The organism is Pseudomonas fluorescens, from assembly GCF_002837185.1.
Lineage (GTDB): Bacteria > Pseudomonadota > Gammaproteobacteria > Pseudomonadales > Pseudomonadaceae > Aquipseudomonas > Aquipseudomonas fluorescens_AM.
Window position 1 is genome coordinate 1 of the sequence record NZ_KZ478026.1, and the last position, 23,722, is coordinate 23,722.

Here is a 23,722-nt window from a genome sequence, read left to right on the forward strand (position 1 = left end):
TGGCCCAGTGCGGCTAACCCGGCGTCCTGCCGGGTTACCCACGGATTCAAGCCTGCGTTCGGCCAGCGTGGTTTAACGGGGCGCCTAGGATCAAAAGCAGATCAAGATCAAGATCAAGAGCGACTCGCTTCGCATCGTGGTTACGTTTTGGCGTTGCAGCGTTTTGTAGATACCTATGCCTCTTGTGGTCGCAGAATCAGCACGCCCAAGGGAGGCAGGTTCAACGACAGCGACGCCGGTTGCCCGTGACGAGGTTCATCCACGGTCTGTACCGCACCGCCATTACCGTAGTTGGACCCGGCATACATGTCGGCATCACTGTTGATCACTTCGCTCCAGCGCCCGGCAAACGGTACGCCGACGGCGTAGGCCTCACGCGGCACCGGGGTGAAGTTGGCGACCACCAGCACCGGCTTGCCGTCCTTGCTCCAGCGCAGCCAGGCGTAGACGCTGTTGATGGCGTCATCGCCAATCAGCCACTGAAAGCCCTGGGGCGCGTCGTCCTGCTCGTGCAGCGCCGGTTCCTCGCGGTACAAGCGGTTCAGGTCGCCCACCAGCTTTTGCACCCCACGGTGTTCCGGGTATTGCAGCAGGTACCAGTCCAGTTGCTGGTCGTGATTCCACTCGCGCCACTGACCGAACTCGCAGCCCATGAACAGCAGTTTCTTGCCCGGATGCATCCACATGAAACTCAGGTAGGCGCGCAAGTTGGCGAATTTCTGCCAGCGGTCGCCAGGCATCTTGTCTATCAGCGAGTGCTTGCCGTGCACCACCTCATCATGGGAAATCGGCAGGATAAACCGCTCGGACCAGGCATACACCAGGCCAAAACTCAGTTCGTTGTGATGATGGGCACGGTACACCGGGTCTTGCTGGATGTAATGCAGTGAGTCATGCATCCAGCCCATGTTCCATTTGTAGTTGAAGCCCAGGCCACCTTGCTGGGTGCTTTGACTCACACCTGGCCACGCAGTGGATTCCTCGGCAATCACCAGCGCGCCCGGCGCTTCCAGCGCGACCACGTCGTTCAGATGGCGCAGGAAATCGATGGCTTCCAGGTTTTCCCGGCCGCCGTGGCGGTTGGGCACCCATTCACCGGCTTTGCGTGAATAGTCGCGATACAGCATCGAGGCCACCGCGTCCACGCGCAGGCCGTCGATATGGAAGTGCTTGAGCCAGTGCAGCGCCGACGCCAGCATGAAACCGTGCACTTCGGTGCGGCCCAGGTTGTAGATCAGCGTGTCCCAGTCCTGGTGAAATCCCTCCAGCGGGTTGGCGTATTCGTACAACGCAGTGCCGTCGAATTGCGCCAGGCCGTGGGTGTCGGTAGGAAAGTGCGCCGGCACCCAGTCGAGGATCACGCCGATATCCGCAAGGTGGCAGGCGTCGACGAAGTAGGCGAAATCTTCCGGCGAGCCAAAGCGTGCGCTTGGCGCGAACTGGGACAAGGCCTGATAGCCCCAGGAACCGCCGAAAGGATGCTCCATGATCGGCATCAGTTCGATGTGCGTGAAGCCCAGTTGCTGCACGTAGGGAATCAGCCGCTCGACCAGTTCGCGCCAGCCGTATTGGCGTGACACTTCGCCGGCCTCGTCCAGCTCGCACTGCCAGGACCCGACGTGCAACTCATAGATCGACAGCGGCGCGGTGGATTTCTGTTTGTCGCCACGCGCCTGCATCCACTCATGGTCCCGCCAGTCCACTTGCAACGGCGCGGCGACTTTCGAGGCAGTATCCGGCGGCAGTTGGGTGGCCAGGGCCATCGGGTCGGCCTTGAGCGGCAGGATGCCGTGAGCGCCAAGAATTTCATATTTGTAGGCCGCGCCCGGTTGCAGGCGCGGGATGAAGATTTCCCATACGCCTGAGGGATGGCGCAGGCGCATCGGGTGACGGCGACCGTCCCAGATGTTGAAGTCGCCGACCACCGAAACGCGTCGGGCGTTCGGCGCCCACACGGCAAACCGTACGCCCTGCACACCGTCCACCGTGGTGACCTGGGCGCCCAGGCAATTGCCCAGGTCACGGTGGTTGCCTTCGGCAAACAGGTACAGGTCCATTTCACCCAGCAGCAATTGACTGAAGCTATACGGGTCTTCGGTGATTTGCTCGCCGCCGGCCCACTGGATTTTCAGCAGGTAATCCTGGCGCGTGCCAAAGTGCCCGACGAACAGGCCCGGCACCTGGGTCGCGTCAAGGCTGCCGATTGGCTCGCCACTGTCACGCGCCAGGACCTGGACACTCAGGGCTTCAGGCAGGAATGCGCGGATAAATTGCCCGCCCTGTTCATCATCGTGCGGCCCAAGGATCGAGAATGGATCGTGGTGCTCGGCACGCACCAGCGCTTCGACGTCCTTGGACACCGGCATTGCAGTCAACTTGGGCTGCAGCGGTTCTCTATGCGTAAAACTCATGACGTCTCCCCACCGCGTGCAGTTGTCGATTCAGGTGTAAGCCCGCTGAGCAAACCGTGCAACCCTTGCAAGGGCACCGGCAACCAGCTCGGGCGATTTTCCGCTTCGTAGGCCACTTCATACGCGGCCTTCTCCAGGCTGAACAAGGTCAGCGCGGCGTCCTGGCCGTTGGCATCCTGCCAGTCATGCGCCAGTGTAGCCGTCGCGGCCTGATAAGCCTGGGTAAATGCCTGGCGCGCTTCACTCAGGTAGCGCTCGGTCACGCGTCGCCGCGAGGCCTGCGCTTGCGGCGAATGATCAACCCCCTGCACATTCAGGGCCATGGCCGCCGCGTAATCGAAGGAGCGCAACACCCCGCTGACATCCTTGTACGGGCTGTGCTTGCCACGCCGTTCATGCAGCGGTCGCGCCGGCTCGCCTTCAAAGTCGATCAAATAAGCGTCGCCCTTGACGACCAATACCTGGCCCAGGTGCAAGTCACCGTGGACGCGAATGCGTAATCCGCCCAGCGTGGCTTTCGCCAATGCCTGGACGTGGCTGCCGATGGCTTTTTTCTGCGCCAGTAATTCACTGACCAGTGCCTGATCGGCGGGGTTCAACTGGCTTTGATTTAGTTTGAGCAGGTGCAAGGCACGCTCGATCTGCGCGCCCACGTCCTTGGCCCAGGCCTGGGTGTCCCTGGCCGAGGTGACTTCGGGCTTGAAGTCCTTGTTCTGGGTGGGCGCGCCCAGCACCACGTGCATCTCACCCAGTCGCTGCCCCAACAGGCCGGCGAAATCCGCCAGCTCGCCGAGGGCGTTGTAGTGCTGCTCCTGTTCGGAAATCGCTTCGGCCAACTCGTCGCGAATGGCCCGCTCGAGGTTGTTCTGGGTCCAGCTCCAGGCATCGCCCTGGTTGCTCAGATAGCCCTGGGCAATCATCAGCAGGCTGTCCTGGCCCTGTGCGTCGCGCCGGCTCATCGAGCCCATCAGCGGCGAAATGTTCGGGTAGGCGGCTTCGGTCAGATAGGCGCTCATTTCCAGTTCCGGGTGGACCCCGGCGCTGACTTTGCGGATCAGCTTGAGCACCAGGCTCTCGCCGACCACCACCGAACTGTTGGACTGCTCGGCAGACAGGTAGCGCACCGCTGATTCATCGGTCAGTTGCAAGGCGGCCAGGTGCGGGGTCGCTTCGAAGCGCAGGTCACCCTCGCTGCAATTGAGCACGGTAGCGGCCTGCATGCCTTGAATCACACTGCGGACAAAATGCTCGAGGCTGAACGCGTCGGTAACCAGCCCCACCTGGCGGCTACGCCGTACCCGCGCCAATGCCAGTTGCTGCGGCAAGGCGCTGGTGAGCTGGTCTTCGCCGAGGAAACCGAACGGCAACTGATAGCGGCTGGTCTGCCCCGCGCTGGTGACGTCGATCTCGCTGAGCAGCACCGGGTGCTGCTCATCGCCAAAGCGCACGCCGTAGGCAATGTGCACGCTGTCGATGGTGGCGTCCTTGCCGGCAAACCAGCGGCGCTTGGGCAGCCAGGCCGGCAACGAAGTGTGTTCCAGGGTGGTGCGACAGGGTTCTTCGAGCAACTCTTCCATACGTTTTTTCAACACCAATGTCGTGAAGTCGGGAATGCTCTGGGCCGGTTCCACATGCCAGCTGGGCATCTGGTTTTCCGCCGCCAGCACGAACCAATAAAAGCCATAGGGCGCCAGGGTCAGCAGGAAATTCAATTGGCCGATGGGCGGGAATGCGTTACCGCCCAGCATCTCCACCGGCACCATCCCGGCGAATGCCGACAGGTCCAGTTCCGCCGCCTGGGCGCTGCGCGAGACGTTGGCCACGCACAGGATGATTTCGCTGCGACCGTCCTCCCCGGTGTACTCACGGGTATACGCCAGGATGCGGCGATTGCTCGGCGACAGCATTTTCAGGCTGCCGCGACCAAACGCCTTGGACTGCTTGCGCACAGCCAGCATGCGCCGCGTCCAGTTCAGCAATGAATGCGGGTCCTGGGCCTGGGTTTCGACGTTGACCGACTGGTAGCCGTACTGCGCGTCCATGATCGGCGGCAATACCAGGCTGGCCGGGTCGGCGCGGGAGAAGCCGCCATTGCGGTCGATGGACCATTGCATCGGCGTACGCACGCCATCGCGGTCGCCCAGATAAATGTTGTCGCCCATGCCGATTTCGTCGCCGTAATAGAGGGTCGGCGTGCCAGGCATCGACAGCAACAGGCTGTTGAGCAGTTCCACGCGCCGCCGGTCACGCTCCACCAACGGCGCGAGGCGCCGGCGGATGCCGAGGTTGATGCGCGCACGGCGATCTGCGGCGTAGTAGTTCCACAGGTAGTCGCGCTCTTTGTCGGTGACCATTTCCAGGGTCAGTTCATCGTGGTTGCGCAGGAAGATTGCCCACTGGCAATTGGCCGGAATTTCCGGGGTCTGGCGCAGGATGTCGGTGATGGGGAAGCGATCTTCCTGGGCCAGGGCCATGTACATGCGCGGCATCAACGGGAAGTGGAAAGCCATGTGGCATTCATCGCCATCGTCGCCTTTGCGGTCACCGAAGTAGAGTTGTGTGTCTTCCGGCCACTGGTTGGCTTCGGCCAGCAGCATGCGATCAGGATAATTCGCGTCGATTTCAGCGCGGATCTGCTTGAGCACCCCGTGGGTCTCAGGCAGGTTCTCATTGTTGGTGCCGTCACGCTCGATCAGGTACGGAATCGCGTCGAGGCGCAGGCCGTCGATGCCCAGGTCGAGCCAATAGCGCATCACCGACAGCACGGCCTTCATGACCTGCGGGTTGTCGAAGTTCAGGTCCGGCTGGTGCGAATAGAAACGGTGCCAGAAGTACTGGCCGGCCACCGGGTCCCAGGTCCAGTTGGACTTCTCGGTGTCGAGGAAAATGATCCGCGTACCGTCGTATTTCTGGTCGTCATCGGACCAGACGTAGAAGTCCCGCGCCGCCGAGCCCGGTTTGGCCTTGCGGGCGCGCTGGAACCACGGGTGCTGGTCGGAGGTGTGGTTGATTACCAGTTCGGTAATCACGCGCAGTCCGCGTTTGTGGGCCTCGGCGATGAAGCGCCTGGCATCGGCCATGGTCCCGTAGTCGCTGTGGACGCCACGGTATTCGGCGATGTCGTAGCCGTCATCGCGGCGTGGCGAGGGGTAGAACGGCAACAGCCAGATGGTGTTGACGCCCAGGTCGGCAATGTAGTCGAGCTTGGCGATCAGCCCGGGAAAGTCACCAATGCCATCATTGTTGGAGTCAAAATAGGATTTGACGTGCACCTGATAGATCACCGCGTCCTTGTACCAGAGCGGGTCTTGGATAAAGGTGGCTGCCTTGGGTTTCTTCGCCATTGGAAACTCCTGAAATGCTGCAGACGCAAATGCGATCAATGCGGGAGGGGGGGCTTGTCCCCTCCCACACTCTGTTCTCCAGTCGTTTAGGAAGCAGTGATGCGCCAGATCCCGAACGGCATCTGCGGCTCCAGCCGGGTCCACTGGTCCTTGCCGTACCAGGTCCAGCGATGGCCGTTCATCAAGTCTTCACCCTGGGTCTGGGCATCGTCCGGCAAGCCCATCTCCCACAGCGGCAACTCGAAGTGCGCCTCCTGGGCGTTATGCGGGTCGAGGTTGACGGCCACCAGCACGAAATTGCTGCCGTCCTCGCTGCGCTTGCCGAAGTACAGGATGTTGTCGTTCCAGGCGTTGTAGAGCTTGAGCCCCAGGTGCGTCTGCAACGCCGGGTTCTGACGACGGATACGGTTGAGCTGGGCGATCTCGGCAATGATGTTGCCGGGCGCGGTGAAGTCGCGAGGGCGGATCTCGTATTTCTCCGAATCCAGGTACTCCTCCTTGCCCGGCACCGGTGCGGACTCGCACAGTTCGAACCCGGAGTACATGCCCCACAGGCCCGAGCCCATGGTGGCCAGCGCGGCGCGGATCAAGAAGCCCGCCCGGCCGCACTCATGCAGGAAGCCCGGGTTGATGTCCGGCGTATTGACGAAGAAATTGGGGCGGTAGCACTCGCGCCACGGCGACTGGTTCAACTGGGTGAAATACTCACTCAGTTCGGCCTTGGTATTGCGCCAGGTGAAATAGGTGTAGCTCTGGGAATAACCGACCTTGCCCAGGCGCGCCATCATGGCCGGGGTGGTAAAGGCTTCGGCCAGGAAGATAACCTCCGGGTATTGGCGACGCACATCGCTGATCAGCCACTGCCAGAACGGCAGCGGCTTGGTGTGCGGGTTGTCCACGCGAAAGGTCTTCACGCCCTCTTCCACCCAGCCCACCACGATGTCGCGCAGTTCGGTCCACAAGCCGGGAATCGCATCCGCCGCATAGAAGTCGACGTTGACGATGTCCTGGTACTTCTTCGGTGGGTTTTCCGCGTATTTGATCGTGCCGTCCGGGCGCCAGTTGAACCAACCCGGATGCTGTTTGAGCCACGGGTGGTCCTGGGAGCACTGGATGGCGAAATCCAGGGCGATTTCCAGGCCGTGGTCGGCGGCGGCCTTGACCAGGCGGCGGAAATCCTCGCGGCTGCCCAACTGCGGGTGAATCGCCTCGTGCCCGCCCTCCTCGCTGCCGATTGCATAAGGGCTGCCAGGATCATCGGGACCGGCGGTGAGGGAGTTGTTCTTGCCCTTGCGATGACTGCGGCCGATGGGGTGGATCGGCGGGAAATACAACACGTCAAACCCCATGTCGTGGATCATCGACAGGCGTGAATGCACATCGTTGAACGTGCCATGACGGGCCGGATCATCGGTGATCGAGCGGGGAAACAGCTCGTACCAGCTGGCGAACTGGGCACGCTCGCGCTCCACGTCGATCGGGTAGACCGTGCTGATGCTCAAATAGGCGCGGTGGTCGGCCTGGGTCATCAGGTGTGCACTGTCTTCGTGCAGGAACTGCGCAACCTGCTCGGTTTCCAGCAGGCCGGAGAGTTCGTGGTGCAGCAGCATCAAGCGGTCACGCAACTCGTTGTCACTGCGCTCGGCGGCCTGCAACACCAGGCTGCGGCCTTCCTGCAGCTCCAGGCTGACCGGCACCCCGGCTTCATGCTTTTTACGCAGCTCATAGCAGAAGCTGGCGAAGGTATCGATCCAGGCCTCAATGCAAAACTCGTGGGGCCCTTGGGTGGTGACGGTAAATGCACCTTCCCAGCCGTTGTTGCCCACATCATTCATGACCACGCTGTGCCAGTTTTCCTGCCCGAGCGGGCGCCAGCGCACCAACACCGCCAGCTTGTCATGACCGTCGGCGAATACTTTACTGGTGGCATTGACCTGCTGGCCCACCACCGCCTTGACGGCAAATTCACCACCGTCGATCACCGGCATGGTGCTTTCAATGGCGATTCTGGGTAACAGCAGTGCCTGGGACAACGGCAACAAAGAATGTTCTGGAACCAGTGTTTCAGCAGTCATCGAGCATATTCCCCTTACGCCCAGTGGACGCTCTGTGCTTGATCCGAATTCGTAAGATGGCGGCGCACTCCCTGAGCAGGCCCGTATTAGGTCCGAGCCTGGGCTGCGGGCAAAAGTTCAGGCGGATATGTCGCCACCGGGCGGGGAATCAATTCCCTCCCGGGGCTGTCCACCGATAGAGCAAAGCACAAAGGAGGCCACACCCATGACTATCCCGATCCCGGCAGAGACGCCCGATCCGAATATCGACAACCCGACCCTGCCACCCACCGAGCCTGCGCCGATTCCGGAACAGGAACCGCCGGAGAACGAGCCGCCACCGGTGCAGGAACCACCCACCACCATGCCGCCGGTTATCGTCAGTCCTTCTCGAAACGCCTGACGATCTTCGGCATCACACTGAACACCACCAAGGCCAGCAACGTACTCAGGACCGCTGTCGATTCCCGACCCAAACCGGCCGAGACCCCAATCGCAGCGGTCATCCACAGTCCGGCGGCGGTGGTCAGGCCTTTGACGTGGCCGGCGTCCTCATCCTTGCCCTTGATAATGGTGCCGGCCCCCAGGAAGCCGATCCCGGCAATCACGCCTTGCACCACCCGGCTCATCGCATCAGCCTGATTGCCGGACATCTGCGGCACCATCACGAACAGTGCGGCGCCCAGCGCCACCAGCATATGGGTGCGCACGCCAGCGGCTTTGCCCTTGCTCTCGCGTTCAAACCCCAGGATGCCACCGAGGATCGCGGCCATCAGCAGGCGCACCGTAATCTGAGTGAGCTGCCTGGCGTCGCCGATATCGGCAAACTCAGCCTGCAGGGTTTGCCACGCTTCCTCTAGCCAAGCGTCCATGGATGCTGCCCTTTTGTGATTATTGATAAAGGATGGACAGCGGCGACCGTCAGTCAGTTGCGTGGAACCCTCACGCCTGGTTGGCTCCTAAATGATCAGAGCCCATGAAAAGGAGACCGGTATGTCTATCCGTATCGACAACCAACTGTGCTATTTCACGCTTAATGACAATGGCCAGGAACAGAGTGTGCCCGCGACCCGCGTCACTGTCGTGACCGATACCGAGAAGTCCATGTCGTACGTGGAACTGGCGGCTGAACGGATCTACATCACCGAGGCCGAGGCCGATGCACTGACCGTCGCGGGCGCCCATGACGGGCGTCAGCATGTGAAGGCCGACGAACCGGGTTCGGTCATTTAATTGATCTGTATGCCCTGATGCCTCTGTAGGAGCGAGCTTGCTCGCGAAAAACGTCAACGATAACGCGTGCTTTCTGAATCAACGCGGTGCCTGTGAGTTTTTCGCGAGCAAGTTCGCGCCTGCAAGGTCTCGCATCAAGGCTCGGATTGCCCATCTGATCCGCTTTTTAACCGCCAACCTGAGTCTGTTACGCAAACAGCACGCCGCGCATAGTTCATCCGCCTGATCGAGGCTGATGAGCGAATGACCATGAGCGAACGAATCCCCACCGTGGAAACTTTTGAGCCCATTCATCCGAAGAAGGTGAAGGCCGCAGCCCGCGATAACCTGATCCATACCCGCAGCTTCACCGGCCTTTACCGCACCTTGCGCATGAGCGGTGGCGCTTTGCTGTTCCTCGCTTTTTTCGGCACCGTGTGGCTGAACTGGGGCGGGCGCCAGGCAGTACTGTGGGATCTGGCCGAGAGCAAATTCCATATTTTCGGCGCAACGTTCTGGCCCCAGGACTTCATCCTGTTGTCGGCACTGCTGATCATCTGCGCCTTTGGCCTGTTTGCGGTCACGGTGTTCGCCGGCCGTGTGTGGTGTGGTTACACCTGCCCGCAAAGCGTGTTCACCTGGCTGTTCATGTGGTGCGAAAAAATCAGCGAAGGCGAGCGTAACCAACGCATCAAATTGCACGCCGCGCCGTGGGGCCTGAACAAGCTGGCACGGCGTTCGGCCAAACACACACTGTGGCTGGGCATCAGCGTGCTGACCGGGCTGACCTTTGTCGGCTATTTCACGCCCATCCGCCCGTTGGCCGCTGAACTGCTGACCTGGCAACTGGGCGGCGTCAGTCTGTTCTGGGTGCTGTTCTTTACCGCGGCCACCTACCTCAACGCCGGCTGGCTGCGCGAAGCGGTGTGCATGCACATGTGCCCGTACGCGCGCTTCCAAAGCGTGATGTTCGATAAGGATACCCTGGCCGTTGCCTATGACGCCGCCCGTGGCGAGCGCCGTGGCCCGCGTAGACGCGAGGTCAGATCGGCGGATGTCGGCCTCGGCGATTGCATCGACTGCCAGCTGTGCGTGCAAGTGTGCCCCACCGGCATCGATATCCGCGACGGCCTGCAAATGGCATGCATCGGTTGCGCGGCGTGCATCGACGCGTGCGATTCGATCATGGACAAAATGGGTTATGCCCGTGGCCTGGTGAGCTATACCAGCGAACATCAACTGCAAGGTGGCAAGACCCGGCTGCTACGGCCGCGCCTGATCGGCTACAGTGCCGTGCTGCTGGTCATGATCGCCGCGTTGGTGCTGGCCCTGGTCGAACGGCCGATGGTCTCGCTGGACGTGACCAAGGACCGGGGCCTGTTCCGCGAGAACAGCGAGGGCTTGATCGAAAACATCTACAGCCTCAAGGTCATCAACAAGACTCAGCAGCACCAGGATTATCGCCTGGCGCTGGTGGACGCCGAAGGTTTCCGGTTGCAGGGCGAGACCCGAATCAGCCTGGCGCCGGGGGAAATCGTGAATGTGCCGGTCTCGGTAGCCCTGCTGGCGGACACACCGGCGAGCAGCTCACAGACCTTGCGCTTCAAGGTGATGGATGTGGATGAGCCGTGGATTTACAGCGTTGCCGACAGCCGTTTCGTCGCACCACTGAACCGCTGATAATCCCCTGAATGTATAGAGTGCCAATGTGGGAGGGGGCAAGCCCCCTCCCACATTGGCCCGGCGCATACACTGAAAACTGTTCAAGGCTCCCCATGAAACGCTACGAAAAATTCGCCGATGACATCGCAGAACTGATCCGCTCGGGCGTGCTTGGCCCCGGCCAGCGCGTGCCCTCGGTGCGCTACGCCAGCCAGACTTACGGCGTCAGCCCGTCCACGGTATTCCAGGCCTACTACCTGCTGGAGCGACGCGGCCTGATCCGCGCGCGGCCGCGCTCCGGCTACTTCGTCAATGCCCACGCGCCCAGCCCGTTCTCCGAGCCGGTAGTGAGCGAGCAGGTGCACGAATCCACCGAAGTCGATGTGAGTGAACTGGTGTTTTCAGTGCTGGATTCGATCAAGGACCCGAACACCGTGCCCTTCGGTTCGGCCTTCCCCAGCCCGATGCTGTTCCCGCTGCCGCGCCTGGCCCGCTCCCTGGCCAGTGCCAGCCGCGAGATGGACCCGCGCCTGGTGGTCACCGACATGTCTCCCGGCAACCCGCAACTGCGCCGCCAGATTGCGCTGCGCTACATGGTCGGCGGCCTGATGCTGCCCATGGAAGAACTGCTGATCACCAATGGCGCCCTCGAAGCGCTGAACCTGTGCCTGCAAGCCGTGACCGAGCCCGGCGACCTGGTGGCGATCGAGGCCCCGGCGTTTTATGCCTGCCTGCAAGTGCTCGAGCGCTTGAAACTCAAGGCTGTGGAAATCCCCGTGCATCCGCGCGACGGCATCGACCTCAACGCCCTGGCGCAAAGCCTATCGCGTTACCCGATCAAAGCCTGCTGGACCATGACCAGCTTCCAGAACCCGATGGGCGCGACGGTACCGGAAGAAAAAAAACAGGCCCTGGTGGAACTGCTGCGCGGCCACCAGGTACCGCTGATCGAAGACGATGTTTATGCCGAGCTGTACTACGGGCAACACGCGCCAAAACCAGCCAAGGCCTTCGACACCGAGGGGCTGGTGATGCACTGCGGCTCCTTTGCCAAGAGCCTGGCGCCAGGTTACCGCGTTGGCTGGGTGGCGGCCGGTCGCTTCGCGCAGAAGGTCGAGCGCCTGAAACTGATGACATCGCTGTGCCCGTCGATGCCGGCCCAGGCCGCGATTGCCGACTACCTGCAACACGGCGGCTACGATCGGCACCTGCGCAAACTGCGCTACGCCCTGGAAGAACAGCAAAGCGCGATGCTCGCCGCCATCGCCCGTTACTTCCCGGCGCAGACCCGCGTCAGCCAGCCGGCCGGCGGGTATTTCCTGTGGCTGGAACTGCCGGAGCAAACCGATTCATTGAAGCTGTTCCAGATGGCCCTGGCGCAAGGCATCAGCATCGCGCCGGGGCCGATCTTTTCGGCGACCCGACGCTTTCGCAACTGCATCCGCTTGAACTACGGTAGCCCGTGGACCGAAGCATCGGAGAAGGCGATGGAGACGCTGGGGCGGATTGTGCGCTCGTTTTGATAACGAATAGTGGCTTTTCGCCCTTACCCCTAATAAAGTCGAAACCCTGGCTTCTTCTGCTGCCCGCGTGCCCGCGCGGCATGCCAGCTATCGTCGCTAACATGGAGGTAAGGATGAACGACCCGATTATTCTAAAAGGATTGGCACTGTCTAACTACAGAGGCGTGGGCAACACCCTGCAAAAGATGGCACCCTTTGGCAGATTCAATTTCTTTGTGGGTGAGAACAACTCAGGCAAATCTATAATTCTCAACTTCATATCGGAACATGGCAGGCACCTTGACCCGCCCTCGAGACGTAGCGACAAAGATCCCTTCCTGAAGTTGTCGGGTCTGGACATTAATATCAACACCAACAACGCGCACCCTTCACTGGGTGTCGGCTGTTCCGTGCGTGAACTCCTGGAGTTTACATCAACCTCCAGTTCCAGCCTTTCAGAACATTCCAGCCACCCAGACTTTATCGCCACCTGCAAGCAACTCCTCGCGCCCTTGAGTGACAACGGATGGGTGTGGGTCAGCCCCTATAAAACTGACAACAACACACGACGGCCCTTGCAAACCAATATCAATACCGCGGCCGCCAGCATTCCAGTAACTGTCGCGCAGCGCATCCATGACATCGTGAAGGCATCCTACGGGAAAGACCACACGCCCGGCCCGCACAATACGGTTGAGCGTTGGATGGAACGTCTGCTTGAAGGCGTCAATGTAAAAATAAAAAAACAACCCATACTTATTCCCGCGCTGCGAAAGATAACCAAGGACGAAAGCGTCACCGACCAACACTCCGGCGCAGGCCTTATAAATAAAATCTTTGAGCTTCAGCTCCCCGACACGCATGGACTGCAAACCCACGCCGACTTCAACAAACTAAACAAGCTTTTAAAATCTGTGCTTCGCAACGACTCGGCGCAGATCCATATCTCACACAAGCTGAATATATCGGTGAAAATCGATGGCAAAATGCTTCCCTTGCATCTGCTAGGGACGGGCTTGCACGAGATTATCATCATCGCCGCCTCCTGCACTTTAATGGAGCATCAAATCATCTGTATTGAAGAGCCCGAGCTTCATTTGCACCCCACATTGCAGCGCAGGCTAATGCAATACCTCCTCGACGAAACGACAAATCAATATTTTATCGCGACTCACTCCGCCTCGATTATGGACATGAGTAACGCCTCGGTCTTTCATGTCAGGACCCAGAAGACAATGCATCAAGACGGCTCGTACTCCGCGACTGACGAGACCTCTATTTCCCATGCGTTCTGCGCCTCATCAAAATTCAGCGCCATTCAGAACCTCGGCTATAAAGCATCTGACATACTTCAGTCAAATTTTGTGATATGGGTAGAAGGCCCGTCGGACCGAATCTACTTGAAACACTGGATAAAACACTACACCGCCGAACACAACATCGAGATCAAGGAAGGCATTGACTACTCCATCATGTTTTACGGCGGAAGACTTTTAAGCCACCTCAGCGCAGATGAAGCGGAGGATGCGAGCGAAGATATCAAAGCCCTGATCGATGTTAAAAAACTCAATCGCCACTTGGCCTTTGTTATCGACAGCGACAAAAAAACGGCAGACGACCCCATCAACCTCACCAAAACCAGGATTCAACAGACGCTCGAGAATAATCAGTACGACACCCATAGTGACTTATGCTGGATCACCGCCGGTAGAGAAATTGAAAACTACTTGGACCCGGAGAGCGTACTGGATGCCTTGAAGAGCACCTACGCCTCAACATTCAAAGACCGGCCAGCGTCCAACGCTTTTGTCCATCCGCTGTATTTCACGCGAACAGATGACGTCTTATTCAAAAAAGCCGACAAAGTTAAAATTGCCAACTTTATATGCGCCAAGGATGCCAACCTCGACATCCTTGATTTGCGAGAAAGAATAACTGAGCTGGTGGACAGAATCACGCTAACCAAGCATCACTAGGTGCGCGCTTTTTCCCTATGACTCGTTACGCACGGCCCTTGTCAGGCGCCTGCGCGCCCTGGGCGCGCTGGATATCGGCCATGAACCCGTCGGCCGGCAGCGGATGGCCCAGCAGATAGCCTTGCAGCGAGTTACAGCCCAGGCGGGTCAGGAAGCGCTGCTGCGCATCGGTTTCCACGCCTTCGGCGACGATCCGCAAACCCAGGGCCTGGCCCAGCGCAACGATGGCCGACACGATGGCGGCGTCGTCGCTGTCGTGCTCCAGGTCGCGCACGAAACCACGGTCGATCTTCAGCTCATTGGCCGGCAGGCGCTTGAGGTACATCAGGCTGGAATAGCCGGTGCCGAAGTCATCGATGGACAGGTCGACGCCCATGTCCGAGAGCCGTTGCAACACCGTCATGCTCGCGTCTGCATCGCTCATGGCGGTGGTTTCGGTGATCTCCAGGGTCAGGCTGTTGGCCGGCAATTGGTGCCGCTCAAGGGCGGCGGCCACGCTGGCGACCAGCCCGGCGTGGCAGAACTGCAACGCCGACAGGTTCACCGCAATGCGCCAGTCTTCGTAGCCCTGGGCGTACCACAGGCGCATCTGGCGACAGGCTTCATCGAGTACCCACTCGCCGATGGGAATGATCAGCCCGGTTTTTTCCGCCAGTTCAATGAACGTGGCCGGCAGCAACAGGCCTTGCTGTGGATGCTCCCAGCGCAACAGCGCCTCTGCCCCTACCGCAACGCCGCTGATCGCGTCGAACTTGGGCTGGTAGTACAAACGAAATTGCGCGTTGTCCAGAGCGTTGCGCAGGTCCTGCAATAACTGCAGCTGTTTGCGCGCGTTGGTGTTCATCGACACATCGAAGAACCGGTAGCCGTTCTTGCCCATGCCCTTGGCGTGGTACATCGCCGCATCGGCATTCATCAACAGCTCCTGGGGGTTGCTACCGTTGCCCGGGAAGATGGCAATGCCGATGCTGGCGGAGATTTTCAGCTCGTGTTCGGCGACCGTGAATGCACGGTTGATCAGGCCGACCTGGCGTTCGGCCAGGCCCATGGCGTCGTCCGGCTGGGTCAATTGCACCATCAATACAAACTCGTCACCGCCGATGCGCGCCAAGGTGTCCTGGCTGCGCAGGTCCTCGCGCAAGCGCAGGCCGACCTCGCGCAGCAACTGGTCACCCATGTGGTGACCAAAGGCATCGTTGACCGGCTTGAAGCCATCCAGGTCGATAAACATCAGCGCAAAGCAACCGCCCTGCTCCTTCACCGCCTGGATACCTTGTTGAATTCGGTCTGCCAGCAGCGTGCGATTGGGCAGGCCGGTGAGCATGTCGTGCAGGGCCAGGTGGGTCAGTTCCTGGTTGGCCAGGGTCAGGGAGTCAGCCAGCACGGCGGTACGCGCTTCCAGCCGGGCGTCGAGCAGCGAGGTCAACAGGGCGATGACCAGCACGGCCAGCGAAGTCACCAGCACCAGGTTATCCAGGCCCTTGCCGCTCAAGCCGGTCTGTGCGGCGGTGCAGAAGCTGTCGTCGGCAAAACGCGCGGCGGCCATGCCGGTGTAATGCATGCCGACGATAGCCACGCCCATCACCACCGCCGCGCCACTTCGCGCCAGGCGCACATAAGGCGTATGGCGGCGCAGGTTGAAGGCGATCCACAGCGCCGCGCCGCAAGCCAGCACCGCGATCAATAACGATGCGCCGAACAATGCGGGATCGTAATCAATGCCCGGCGTCATGCGCATCGCGGCCATACCGGTGTAGTGCATGCTGGCGATGCCCGCGCCCATGACCAACGCGCCGAATGACAGTTGCCAGGCCGGCAGGCGCGGCTGGCTGACCAGCCATAACGCAAACCCGCTGGATAACACGGCAATCAGCAATGACAGCGCGGTAAGGTCCAGGTCGAAACCGAGGGCGAACGGCAGGCGCAGGGCCAGCATGCCGATAAAGTGCATCGACCACACCCCTACGCCCATCGCCACGGCACCCCCGGTGATCCATAGATAAACCGTACGTCCCTGGGCGGTGGCGATCCGGCCCGCCAGGTCCAGCGCGGTGTAGGACGCCAGGATGGCGACACACAGGGACATCACGACAAGGGAGGTGGTGTAGCTACCAGTGAGCATGGGGTTTCTCGCGGTTTGACAGCCCGGGCCGGGTGGCAAAGCGGCGGATTGTAGCGAGAATATTTCTGGACAGGTGATTAATTGCTTGCTGGATACGGGCGAGTTTCCAGGGTCAAAATAAGTGGCTTTGCCAGGCGCTGTGCAACGCTGGATTGCCCAGCACAGCGCGCACATTTTCGCGGCGCTGCTGACGCATGCGGTGCCCGCCGTGAGAAAAAATCTGCCGAAGGGTGAATTATTTCGTGTCCGCTTGTATCTGAAGTGACAGAGCGGTGCCATCGCCACGATGGCACCTCCCCGTTCAGCTTCTAGAGTGGCCCGCATGAAATTACGTAAGAAACGCGTCAGTCCGATCGGATTGAACGACATCACCATTGTCGACGATAACAAGATGCGCAAGGCGATCACCGCCGCCGCATTGGGCAACGCCATGGAATGGTTCGACTTTGGCGTCTATGGGTTTGTCGCCTATGTGCTGGGCAAGGTGTTCTTCCCGGACGCGTCCCCCAGCGTACAAATGATCGCTGCACTGGCCACGTTCTCCGTCCCCTTCCTGATCCGCCCACTGGGTGGCCTGTTCTTCGGCGCCCTGGGTGACAAATACGGGCGGCAGAAAGTCCTCGCCGCCACTATCGTGATCATGTCCCTGAGCACCTTCGCCATCGGCCTGATTCCCGGCTACGCGTCCATTGGTATCTGGGCGCCGATCCTGTTGCTGCTGTGCAAAATGGCCCAGGGCTTCTCGGTGGGCGGCGAATACACCGGCGCGTCGATTTTCGTCGCCGAATATGCCCCGGACCGCAAGCGCGGCTTTTTGGGCAGTTGGTTGGATTTCGGCTCGATTGCCGGCTTCGTGCTCGGTGCGGGCGTGGTGGTTCTGATTTCCACGGTGCTCGGCGAGGCGGAATTCGAGGCCTGGGGCTGGCGCCTGCCGTTCTTCCTGGCGCTGCCGCTGGGCATTATCGGCCTGTACCTGCGCCACGCCCTGGAAGAAACCCCGGCGTTCCAGCAGCATGTCGACAAGCTCGAACAGGGTGACCGCGAAGGTCTCAGCCATGGCCCCAAGGTGTCGTTCAAAGAGATCGCCACCAAGCACTGGCGCAGCCTGCTGACCTGCATCGGTATCGTCGCGGCCACCAACGTGACCTACTACATGCTGCTCACGTACATGCCCAGCTACCTGTCGCACAACCTGCATTACGCCGAAAACAGCGGCGTGCTGATCATCATCGCGATCATGGTCGGCATGCTGTTCGTGCAACCGTTCATCGGTTTTGTCAGCGACAAGATCGGGCGCAAGCCGTTCATCATAGCCGGCAGCATCGGCCTGCTGTGCCTGTCCATCCCGGCGTTCATGCTGATTACCAGCGGCAAGACCGGGCTGATCTTCAGCGGCCTGCTGATCCTGGCGATCGTGCTGAACTTCTTTATCGGCGTGATGGCCTCCACGCTGCCCGCTATGTTTCCGACACATCTGCGCTACAGTGCATTGGCCAGCGCGTTCAACGTCTCGGTGCTGATTGCCGGCGTCACGCCCACCGCAGTGGCGTGGCTGGTGGAAAGCACCAACGACCTGTACATGCCGGCTTATTACTTGATGGTATTCGCCGTGGTGGGCCTGGTTACCGGCCTGACCATGAAGGAAACCGCCAATAAGCCACTGCGCGGCGCGGCCCCGGCAGCTTCCGATATGGAAGAAGCCAAGGAATTGCTGCAGGAGCATCATGACAATATCGAGCAGAAGATCGAGGACATCGATGCCGAAATTGCAGCCCTCCAGGCCAAGCGCGAAAACCTGGTGCAGCAGCACCCGCGGATTAATTAAGACCTGACTGTGCGTGGTCGCGGCCCGCGGCCACGCACATTGGAGTGATCACATGGTTCCAAGCGTCAACTACGCACAATCGCTGCTGAGCGCCGATGAACGCGCGGCCATCGCCGAAATCGAAGCGAGCACCAATATTCTCAAGCTGGTCACCCGCCTGACCGGCATGCGCTTTGCCGGCATCGCCAAATTCACCGACCTGGAGTGGGTGGTCTGCTCGGCCTACGACCCTATGCAAATGGGCATCCACGTCGACGACGTACTCGACCTGGAAACCACCCTGTGCAGTGAATTCTGCGTCAATCCCCAAACCCTGTTCGTGCCGCAAATCAGCGTCGACGGCCGCTTTGCGTCGCGCCCGGTGGTCAAGCAATACGCGATCGAAAGCTATGCCGGTGCGCCGATTTTCCTGCCCGACGGGCGCCTGTTCGGTGCGCTGTGTGCGCTCGATTCACGCGCCACGCTGTTCGACGATCCCAACCTGCCGGAAACCCTGAGCCTGTTTGCCCGACTGATCGGGTGCATCTTCTACGCTAACCTGGCCCCGGCAGATCAGTGACAGCTACCCCGCCCCGCAGCGCAGCGATGTCGCGCCTGGGTGGCACGCCAAACAGCCGACTGTACTCACGGCTGAACTGCGACGGGCTTTCATAGCCAACCTTGAACGCGGCACTGGACACGTCCTGGTGCTCGTTCAACATCAATCGTCGAGCCTCGTTCAAGCGCAGCCATTTCTGATACTGCAACGGGCTCATCGAGGTCAGTTGCCGAAAGTGATGATGAAAGGTTGCCGCGCTCATTTGCACGCGCGCCGCCAGTTCTTCCACGCGCAATGGGCTATCGAAATTCAGTTTCAGCCAATCGATGGCCTTGGCGATCCGATAGCCCTGCCCGTCCACCGAGCAGATCTGGCGCAGCCGGCCGGCCTGGTCGCTCTGCAATAAGCGGTAGTGAATCTCGCGCTGGATCAACGGCGCCAATACCGCTATCGCTTCGGGCTCATCGAGCAGCGCCACCAGGCGCGCGAAGGCCGCCAGCATGCCACCCGTCACCGAGCCGATGCCAACGCCCTTCATCATCGCGCGCTCACGCGTGGGCGGCAGGTCGCCCTGGGCGATCAGCTCGGCCAGCATGCGCAGGTCGAGTTTGAACGTCAGCCCCAGGCACGGCTGCTCGACGCTGGCGGCCAGCACTTCGGAGTTGGCCGGGATGTCCAGCGAAGTCACCAGAAATCGTGACGTGTCGTAGGGATAGCCCTCACCGCCGACCCACAACTGTTTCTTGCCCTGCACCACCAGCACGATGCTCGGTTCGACCATGCACACCACCGGTGCGGCCGGCTGTTCACGCCGATAGAAGCCCAGGCCGGGTATCGGCATTGGGCAATCCCCTGGCGCCTGGATGCGCGAGTCAATGGACTGGATCAGCGTGTCCAGCGCCGGTGGATTGATCGTCATGGCGGGCTCTTCCAATGCATCAATGAATGTCTTGACAGGACTGTACCCGCACCGGCTACCGACGTCTGCGCCACAGCATGAAACTCAGAGGATCAGGCAAGTAATCCGTTCAAATGCACTACAGAAGCTCTGCTGGCACCGGGAAAATGCTCGGACACTTCGCAAGGAACTTCCCGATGAAACGCCTTCTGCTTGCTCTGGGTTTGCTGGTGACCTCCCTGTCCTCATCAGGAGCCGATATGTCCAACGGTGCTGATAACTTCTACACAAGCGATAAGGTGACCGCCGAGAACGTCACCTTCAATAACCAATATGGGATGCAGGTCGCGGGCACGTTGTTTGCGCCAAAAAATCGGGTTGCTGGTTCAAAGAACCCGGCCATTGTCGTCGGTCATCCAATGGGCGCCGTCAGGCAACAAAGCGCTAACCTCTACGCCACCAAAATGGCCGAACACCACGTCCACTGTTGTTGATTGCCGGGGCCGACGCGCATTCCCGTGAATTCAGCGAAGACGCCTTTGAGCGCGCTGCCGAGCCCAAGCAATTGCTGATCATCCCGAATGCGGGGCACGTCGATCTCTATGACCGGATCGACGTGATCCCATTCGCCACACTCACCACCTTCTTCCAGAGCCATTTGAAATGATCCCGGCCTCCCCTCACCCCCAACGCTGGGGCGCCGTACTGGCCATGTCGCTGGCGGCATTCGCCCTGGTCGCGTCCGAGTTCATGCCGGTCAGCCTGCTGACCCCACTGGCCGCTGACCTGCATATCACCCAAGGCCAGGCCGGCCAGGGCATTTCGGTGTCCGGGGTGTTTGCCCTGCTCACCAGCCTGGTGATCGCCTCGATTGCCGCGCGTGTGGATCGCAAACGCCTGCTGATGGCGCTGACGCTGCTGATGATCGTCTCAGGCAGCGTGGTGGCATTCGCCCCCAATTACCTGGTGTTCATGCTTGGGCGTGCGTTGATTGGCGTGGCGATTGGCGGCTTCTGGTCACTCTCGGCAGCCACGGCGATGCGCCTGGTACCGGAGCCTCAGGTGCCACGTGCCTTGGCCATCGTCAACGGCGGCAATGCGCTGGCAACGGTGATTGCGGCGCCGCTGGGCAGCTTTCTCGGCGGGATCATCGGCTGGCGCGGCGCGTTTTTCTGTGTAGTGCCAGTGGCCGTGATCGCATGGCTATGGCTGCTGATGAGCCTGCCCACCCTGAAAAACCGGGCCGAGGCAAAAACCGGCAATGCACTGCGCTTGATGAAAAACCCAACGCTGGCATTGGGCATGGCGGCCATCAGCCTGTTCTTCATGGGCCAGTTCATGCTGTTCACCTATCTGCGCCCGTTCCTGGAAAGTGTCACCAGGGTCGAGGTGTCCACACTCTCGTTGATGCTGCTGGTGCTCGGCCTGGCGGGTCTGGCGGGGACGTTCCTGATTGAACGCTTGCTCAAGCACAACCTGTACCCGACGCTGATTGCCATCCCGCTGATCATGGCAGGCATCGCGCTCGGATTGCTGGAGTTCGGCGAATCAACCCACATGACCGCTGTATTGCTGGGCAGCTGGGGCCTGGTGGCGACCGCCGCACCGGTGGGCTGGTGGACATGGTTGTCGAGAACCTTGCCGGATGACGCCGAGGCCGGCGGCGGGTTGATGGTTGCCATTATCCAATTGGCGATTGCCGCGGGCGCCACGGTCGGCGGCGCGGCCTTCGACCTGAGCGGCTACCGGGCAACCTTTGAGCTCAGCGCAGGATTGCTGGTGGCCGCCACGTTGCTGGCCTACCTGGCATCACGTCGCCCACTGCATGCTCGTGTTGTCAACAGCGCTACTTGAAGAAATGACTCGGCGTCTTGCCAAACTGTTTCTTGAACATGCTGGTAAAGGCGCTCGGGCTGTCATAGCCCAACTCGAGGGCCACATCGATAATCTTCTCGCCCACTGCGATGCGCTCCAGCGCCAACAGCAAGCGTGCCTGTTGGCGCCACTGGCCGAAGGTCATGCCGGTTTCGCGACGAAACAGGCGCTGGATGGTCGTTTGATCCAGGTCCAGGCGCGCGCTCCAATCGGCGACCGTGGACGCATCACCCGGGTCTTGCTGCAAGGTCAGGCAGATGCGGTTGATACGCGGGTCGGCGGGCTGCGGCAGGGATAATGGCAGCGCAGGCAGGATCGCCAGCTCATCCAGCATCAGGCGCATGATCCTGGCGTCGCGCGAGTTCTCGGCATAGGGCGGTTTCAAGCTGACCGAGGCTTTGATCAATTCCCCGAGCAACGGCGAAACCGTCACCGTCTTCGGCTCGGTCGGCAGGTTCGCAAAGCTGTCCGGGCGCACGAAGACGCTGCGCATTTTCAACGTGCCCACACAGCGCAGCGCATGCACATGCCCACAGGGCATCCAGAAGCCCCGATTGGGCGGCACCGTCCATTGGTTCAGCGCCGAATGCACCACCATCACGCCCTCGATAGCGTAGAGCAGCTGATGTTTGTTGTGGCTGTGTTCGGGAATCACCCAGTTTTGCGGATAATCAGTGGCCGAGCTGATGACGGCCCAATCGCCTTCATCGATCTCGTTTAGGAATTCGTCGAGGGATTTGATGGTTTCGCCCTTTTTGCGATGTTTTCTGCCCGAATTTCGCGAGACAGGCATTTTTGTCGACTCTAGCATAGTGCCCGAAACAATTAGAAATGGGCCGTCAGCTCAAGTACTGTCTGCCTCTGTTAGCTGCCTTGTATGGAATGCATGAATGTCGACCCTCACCGCGACACCCGCCGCTGCAACCACTACGCCCCAAATAAGCCCGCTGGTCATGCGCGTGCTCGGCGCCTGTGCCCTGGCGCACCTGATCAATGACTTGATCCAGGCCGTGCTGCCGTCGATCTACCCGATGCTCAAGGCCAACTATGGCCTGACGTTTACCCAGGTCGGCCTGATCACCCTGACCTTCCAACTGACCGCATCCCTGCTGCAACCGTGGATCGGCTACCACACCGACCGTCACCCCAAGCCCTGGCTGTTGCCGGCGGGTATGGTCTGCACCTTGATCGGCATCCTGATGCTGGCATTTGTCGGCAGCTTCCCGGCGATCCTGCTGGCGGCGGCGCTGGTGGGTGTCGGCTCATCGACGTTTCACCCGGAAACATCCCGCGTGGCACGCCTGGCCTCCGGCGGCCGCTACGGTTTGGCGCAATCGACGTTCCAGGTCGGCGGCAACACCGGCAGCGCCTTCGGCCCGTTGCTGGCGGCGGCCATCATCATTCCCTACGGCCAGTCCCATATCGCCTGGTTCGGCCTGTTCGCGGTGTTCGCAATCGGGGTGCTGTACGGTTTGAGCCGCTGGTACCGTCACCACCTCAACCTGTTCAAGCTCAAGCAAGGCAGTCAGCCGACCCACGGCTTGTCCAAAGGCCGCGTGACCTTTGCCCTGGTGGTACTGGCGCTGTTGGTGTTCTCCAAATACTGGTACATGACCAGCCTGACCAGCTACTTTACGTTCTACCTGATCGAAAAATTCCAGCTGTCGGTCGCCAGCTCCCAGATGTACCTGTTCCTGTTCCTCGGCGCGGTGGCCGTGGGCACCTTCGCTGGCGGGCCGATCGGCGACAGGATCGGCCGCAAGAAAGTCATCTGGTTTTCGATTCTCGGCGCCGCGCCGTTCACCCTCGCCCTGCCCTACGTCGACCTGTTCTGGACCGCCGTGCTCAGCGTGGTCATCGGTTTTATCATCGCTTCGGCGTTCTCGGCCATCGTGGTGTTCGCCCAGGAGCTGGTGCCGGGTAATGTCGGCATGATCGCCGGGATATTCTTCGGCCTGATGTTCGGTTTCAGCGGAATCGGCGCGGCGTTGCTGGGCTTGCTCGCGGATCACCACGGTATCGAATACGTCTACAAGCTCTGCTCGTTCCTGCCGTTGGCGGGTATCCTGACGATCTTTTTGCCCTCGACCAAAGGCGTCTGAGCCTGCCGCTGACCAGTGGGTGCACACTTGAACAATGTGGGAGGGGGCTTGCCCCCGATAGCGATGTGTCAGTCGACATCTACTTGACTGAAACACCGCCATCGGGGGCAAGCCCCCTCCCACATTGGTATGTTTCTCCTCTTTGGGGCGCGATGTGGATGATCAGGCCGCTTACCTTAGCGGTAAGCTGGCACTGGCAAA

The 23,722-nt window shown here is 60.5% G+C and carries 16 protein-coding genes and 1 pseudogene; 10 read left to right on the forward strand and 7 right to left on the reverse strand.

Annotation, left to right across the window (positions count from 1 at the left end):
- Window positions 1-173 precede the first annotated feature (173 nt).
- The 3 genes from glgB to CIB54_RS24820 all read right to left on the reverse strand — a co-directional run bounded on the left by glgB (window position 174) and on the right by CIB54_RS24820 (window position 7,830).
- Complete coding sequence (gene glgB, locus CIB54_RS24810) at window positions 174-2,411, reverse strand: 1,4-alpha-glucan branching protein GlgB (protein ID WP_101221237.1); 2,238 nt, start codon at window positions 2,409-2,411, stop codon at window positions 174-176.
- Entirely contained in the window at window positions 2,408-5,755 is a 3,348-nt protein-coding gene (treS, locus tag CIB54_RS24815) for a maltose alpha-D-glucosyltransferase (protein ID WP_101221238.1), read from the reverse strand. Before treS ends, glgB begins: the two co-directional genes overlap by 4 nt.
- 86 nt (window positions 5,756-5,841) lie before the next feature.
- Entirely contained in the window at window positions 5,842-7,830 is a 1,989-nt protein-coding gene (locus CIB54_RS24820; RefSeq protein WP_101221239.1) for an alpha-1,4-glucan--maltose-1-phosphate maltosyltransferase, read from the reverse strand.
- Between the two features lie 205 nt (window positions 7,831-8,035).
- On the opposite strand from CIB54_RS24820, the gene CIB54_RS27520 reads away from it, so the two are divergent.
- Window positions 8,036-8,212, forward strand: coding sequence for a hypothetical protein (locus CIB54_RS27520; protein WP_163001629.1), 177 nt, complete (start codon window positions 8,036-8,038; stop codon window positions 8,210-8,212).
- On the opposite strand, the gene CIB54_RS24825 is transcribed toward CIB54_RS27520, so the two are convergent.
- On the reverse strand, window positions 8,190-8,681 hold the full coding sequence (locus CIB54_RS24825; RefSeq protein ID WP_101221240.1) for an MgtC/SapB family protein: 492 nt from the start codon (window positions 8,679-8,681) through the stop codon (window positions 8,190-8,192). The two genes, CIB54_RS27520 and CIB54_RS24825, sit on opposite strands and share 23 nt — an antisense overlap.
- Window positions 8,682-8,802: 121 nt before the next feature.
- Here CIB54_RS24825 and CIB54_RS24830 point away from each other — a divergent pair, with 121 nt between their 5' ends.
- The 4 genes from CIB54_RS24830 to CIB54_RS24850 all read left to right on the forward strand — a co-directional run bounded on the left by CIB54_RS24830 (window position 8,803) and on the right by CIB54_RS24850 (window position 14,161).
- The gene (locus CIB54_RS24830; protein ID WP_101221241.1) at window positions 8,803-9,042 is read left to right on the forward strand and encodes a DUF3203 family protein; all 240 of its coding nucleotides are present in this window, start codon (window positions 8,803-8,805) and stop codon (window positions 9,040-9,042) included.
- Between the two features lie 249 nt (window positions 9,043-9,291).
- A complete protein-coding gene (gene ccoG / locus CIB54_RS24840; protein WP_101221243.1) occupies window positions 9,292-10,701 on the forward strand; it encodes a cytochrome c oxidase accessory protein CcoG in 1,410 nt (469 codons plus the stop codon).
- 95 nt (window positions 10,702-10,796) lie between these two features.
- Window positions 10,797-12,206, forward strand: coding sequence for a GntR family transcriptional regulator MpaR (mapR, locus tag CIB54_RS24845; protein ID WP_065950381.1), 1,410 nt, complete (start codon window positions 10,797-10,799; stop codon window positions 12,204-12,206).
- A 113-nt stretch (window positions 12,207-12,319) separates the two neighbouring features.
- Window positions 12,320-14,161 carry an AAA family ATPase gene (locus CIB54_RS24850; RefSeq protein ID WP_157829753.1) on the forward strand — a complete coding sequence of 614 codons (1,842 nt, stop codon included), beginning with the start codon at window positions 12,320-12,322 and terminating at the stop codon, window positions 14,159-14,161.
- Between the two features lie 25 nt (window positions 14,162-14,186).
- On the opposite strand, the gene CIB54_RS24855 is transcribed toward CIB54_RS24850, so the two are convergent.
- Entirely contained in the window at window positions 14,187-16,283 is a 2,097-nt protein-coding gene (locus CIB54_RS24855; protein ID WP_101221245.1) for a putative bifunctional diguanylate cyclase/phosphodiesterase, read from the reverse strand.
- Window positions 16,284-16,605: 322 nt separating this feature from the next.
- Between CIB54_RS24855 and proP the strand changes: the two genes are divergently transcribed.
- Both proP and CIB54_RS24865 read left to right on the forward strand, forming a co-directional pair.
- The gene (gene proP / locus CIB54_RS24860) at window positions 16,606-18,108 is read left to right on the forward strand and encodes a glycine betaine/L-proline transporter ProP (RefSeq protein WP_065885310.1); all 1,503 of its coding nucleotides are present in this window, start codon (window positions 16,606-16,608) and stop codon (window positions 18,106-18,108) included.
- A 52-nt stretch (window positions 18,109-18,160) separates the two neighbouring features.
- Window positions 18,161-18,667 carry a GAF domain-containing protein gene (locus CIB54_RS24865; RefSeq protein WP_065950378.1) on the forward strand — a complete coding sequence of 169 codons (507 nt, stop codon included), beginning with the start codon at window positions 18,161-18,163 and terminating at the stop codon, window positions 18,665-18,667.
- On the opposite strand, the gene CIB54_RS24870 is transcribed toward CIB54_RS24865, so the two are convergent.
- A complete protein-coding gene (locus CIB54_RS24870) occupies window positions 18,642-19,565 on the reverse strand; it encodes an AraC family transcriptional regulator (RefSeq protein ID WP_101221246.1) in 924 nt (307 codons plus the stop codon). The two genes, CIB54_RS24865 and CIB54_RS24870, sit on opposite strands and share 26 nt — an antisense overlap.
- A 176-nt stretch (window positions 19,566-19,741) precedes the next feature.
- On the opposite strand from CIB54_RS24870, the pseudogene CIB54_RS24875 reads away from it, so the two are divergent.
- A pseudogene (locus tag CIB54_RS24875) lies at window positions 19,742-20,211 on the forward strand (alpha/beta hydrolase).
- Window positions 20,208-21,398: an MFS transporter gene (locus CIB54_RS24880; protein WP_101221247.1), complete on the forward strand. Its 1,191-nt coding sequence runs from the start codon at window positions 20,208-20,210 to the stop codon at window positions 21,396-21,398. The pseudogene CIB54_RS24875 and the gene CIB54_RS24880 overlap by 4 nt, the downstream one beginning before the upstream one ends.
- Here CIB54_RS24880 and CIB54_RS24885 read toward each other — a convergent pair.
- A complete protein-coding gene (locus CIB54_RS24885) occupies window positions 21,391-22,212 on the reverse strand; it encodes an AraC family transcriptional regulator (protein ID WP_065950373.1) in 822 nt (273 codons plus the stop codon). The two genes, CIB54_RS24880 and CIB54_RS24885, sit on opposite strands and share 8 nt — an antisense overlap.
- Before the next feature lie 97 nt (window positions 22,213-22,309).
- On the opposite strand from CIB54_RS24885, the gene CIB54_RS24890 reads away from it, so the two are divergent.
- Window positions 22,310-23,521 (forward strand): MFS transporter, encoded by a 1,212-nt coding sequence (locus CIB54_RS24890; RefSeq protein ID WP_101221248.1) that lies wholly within the window; start codon window positions 22,310-22,312, stop codon window positions 23,519-23,521.
- Window positions 23,522-23,722: the final 201 nt, after the last annotated feature.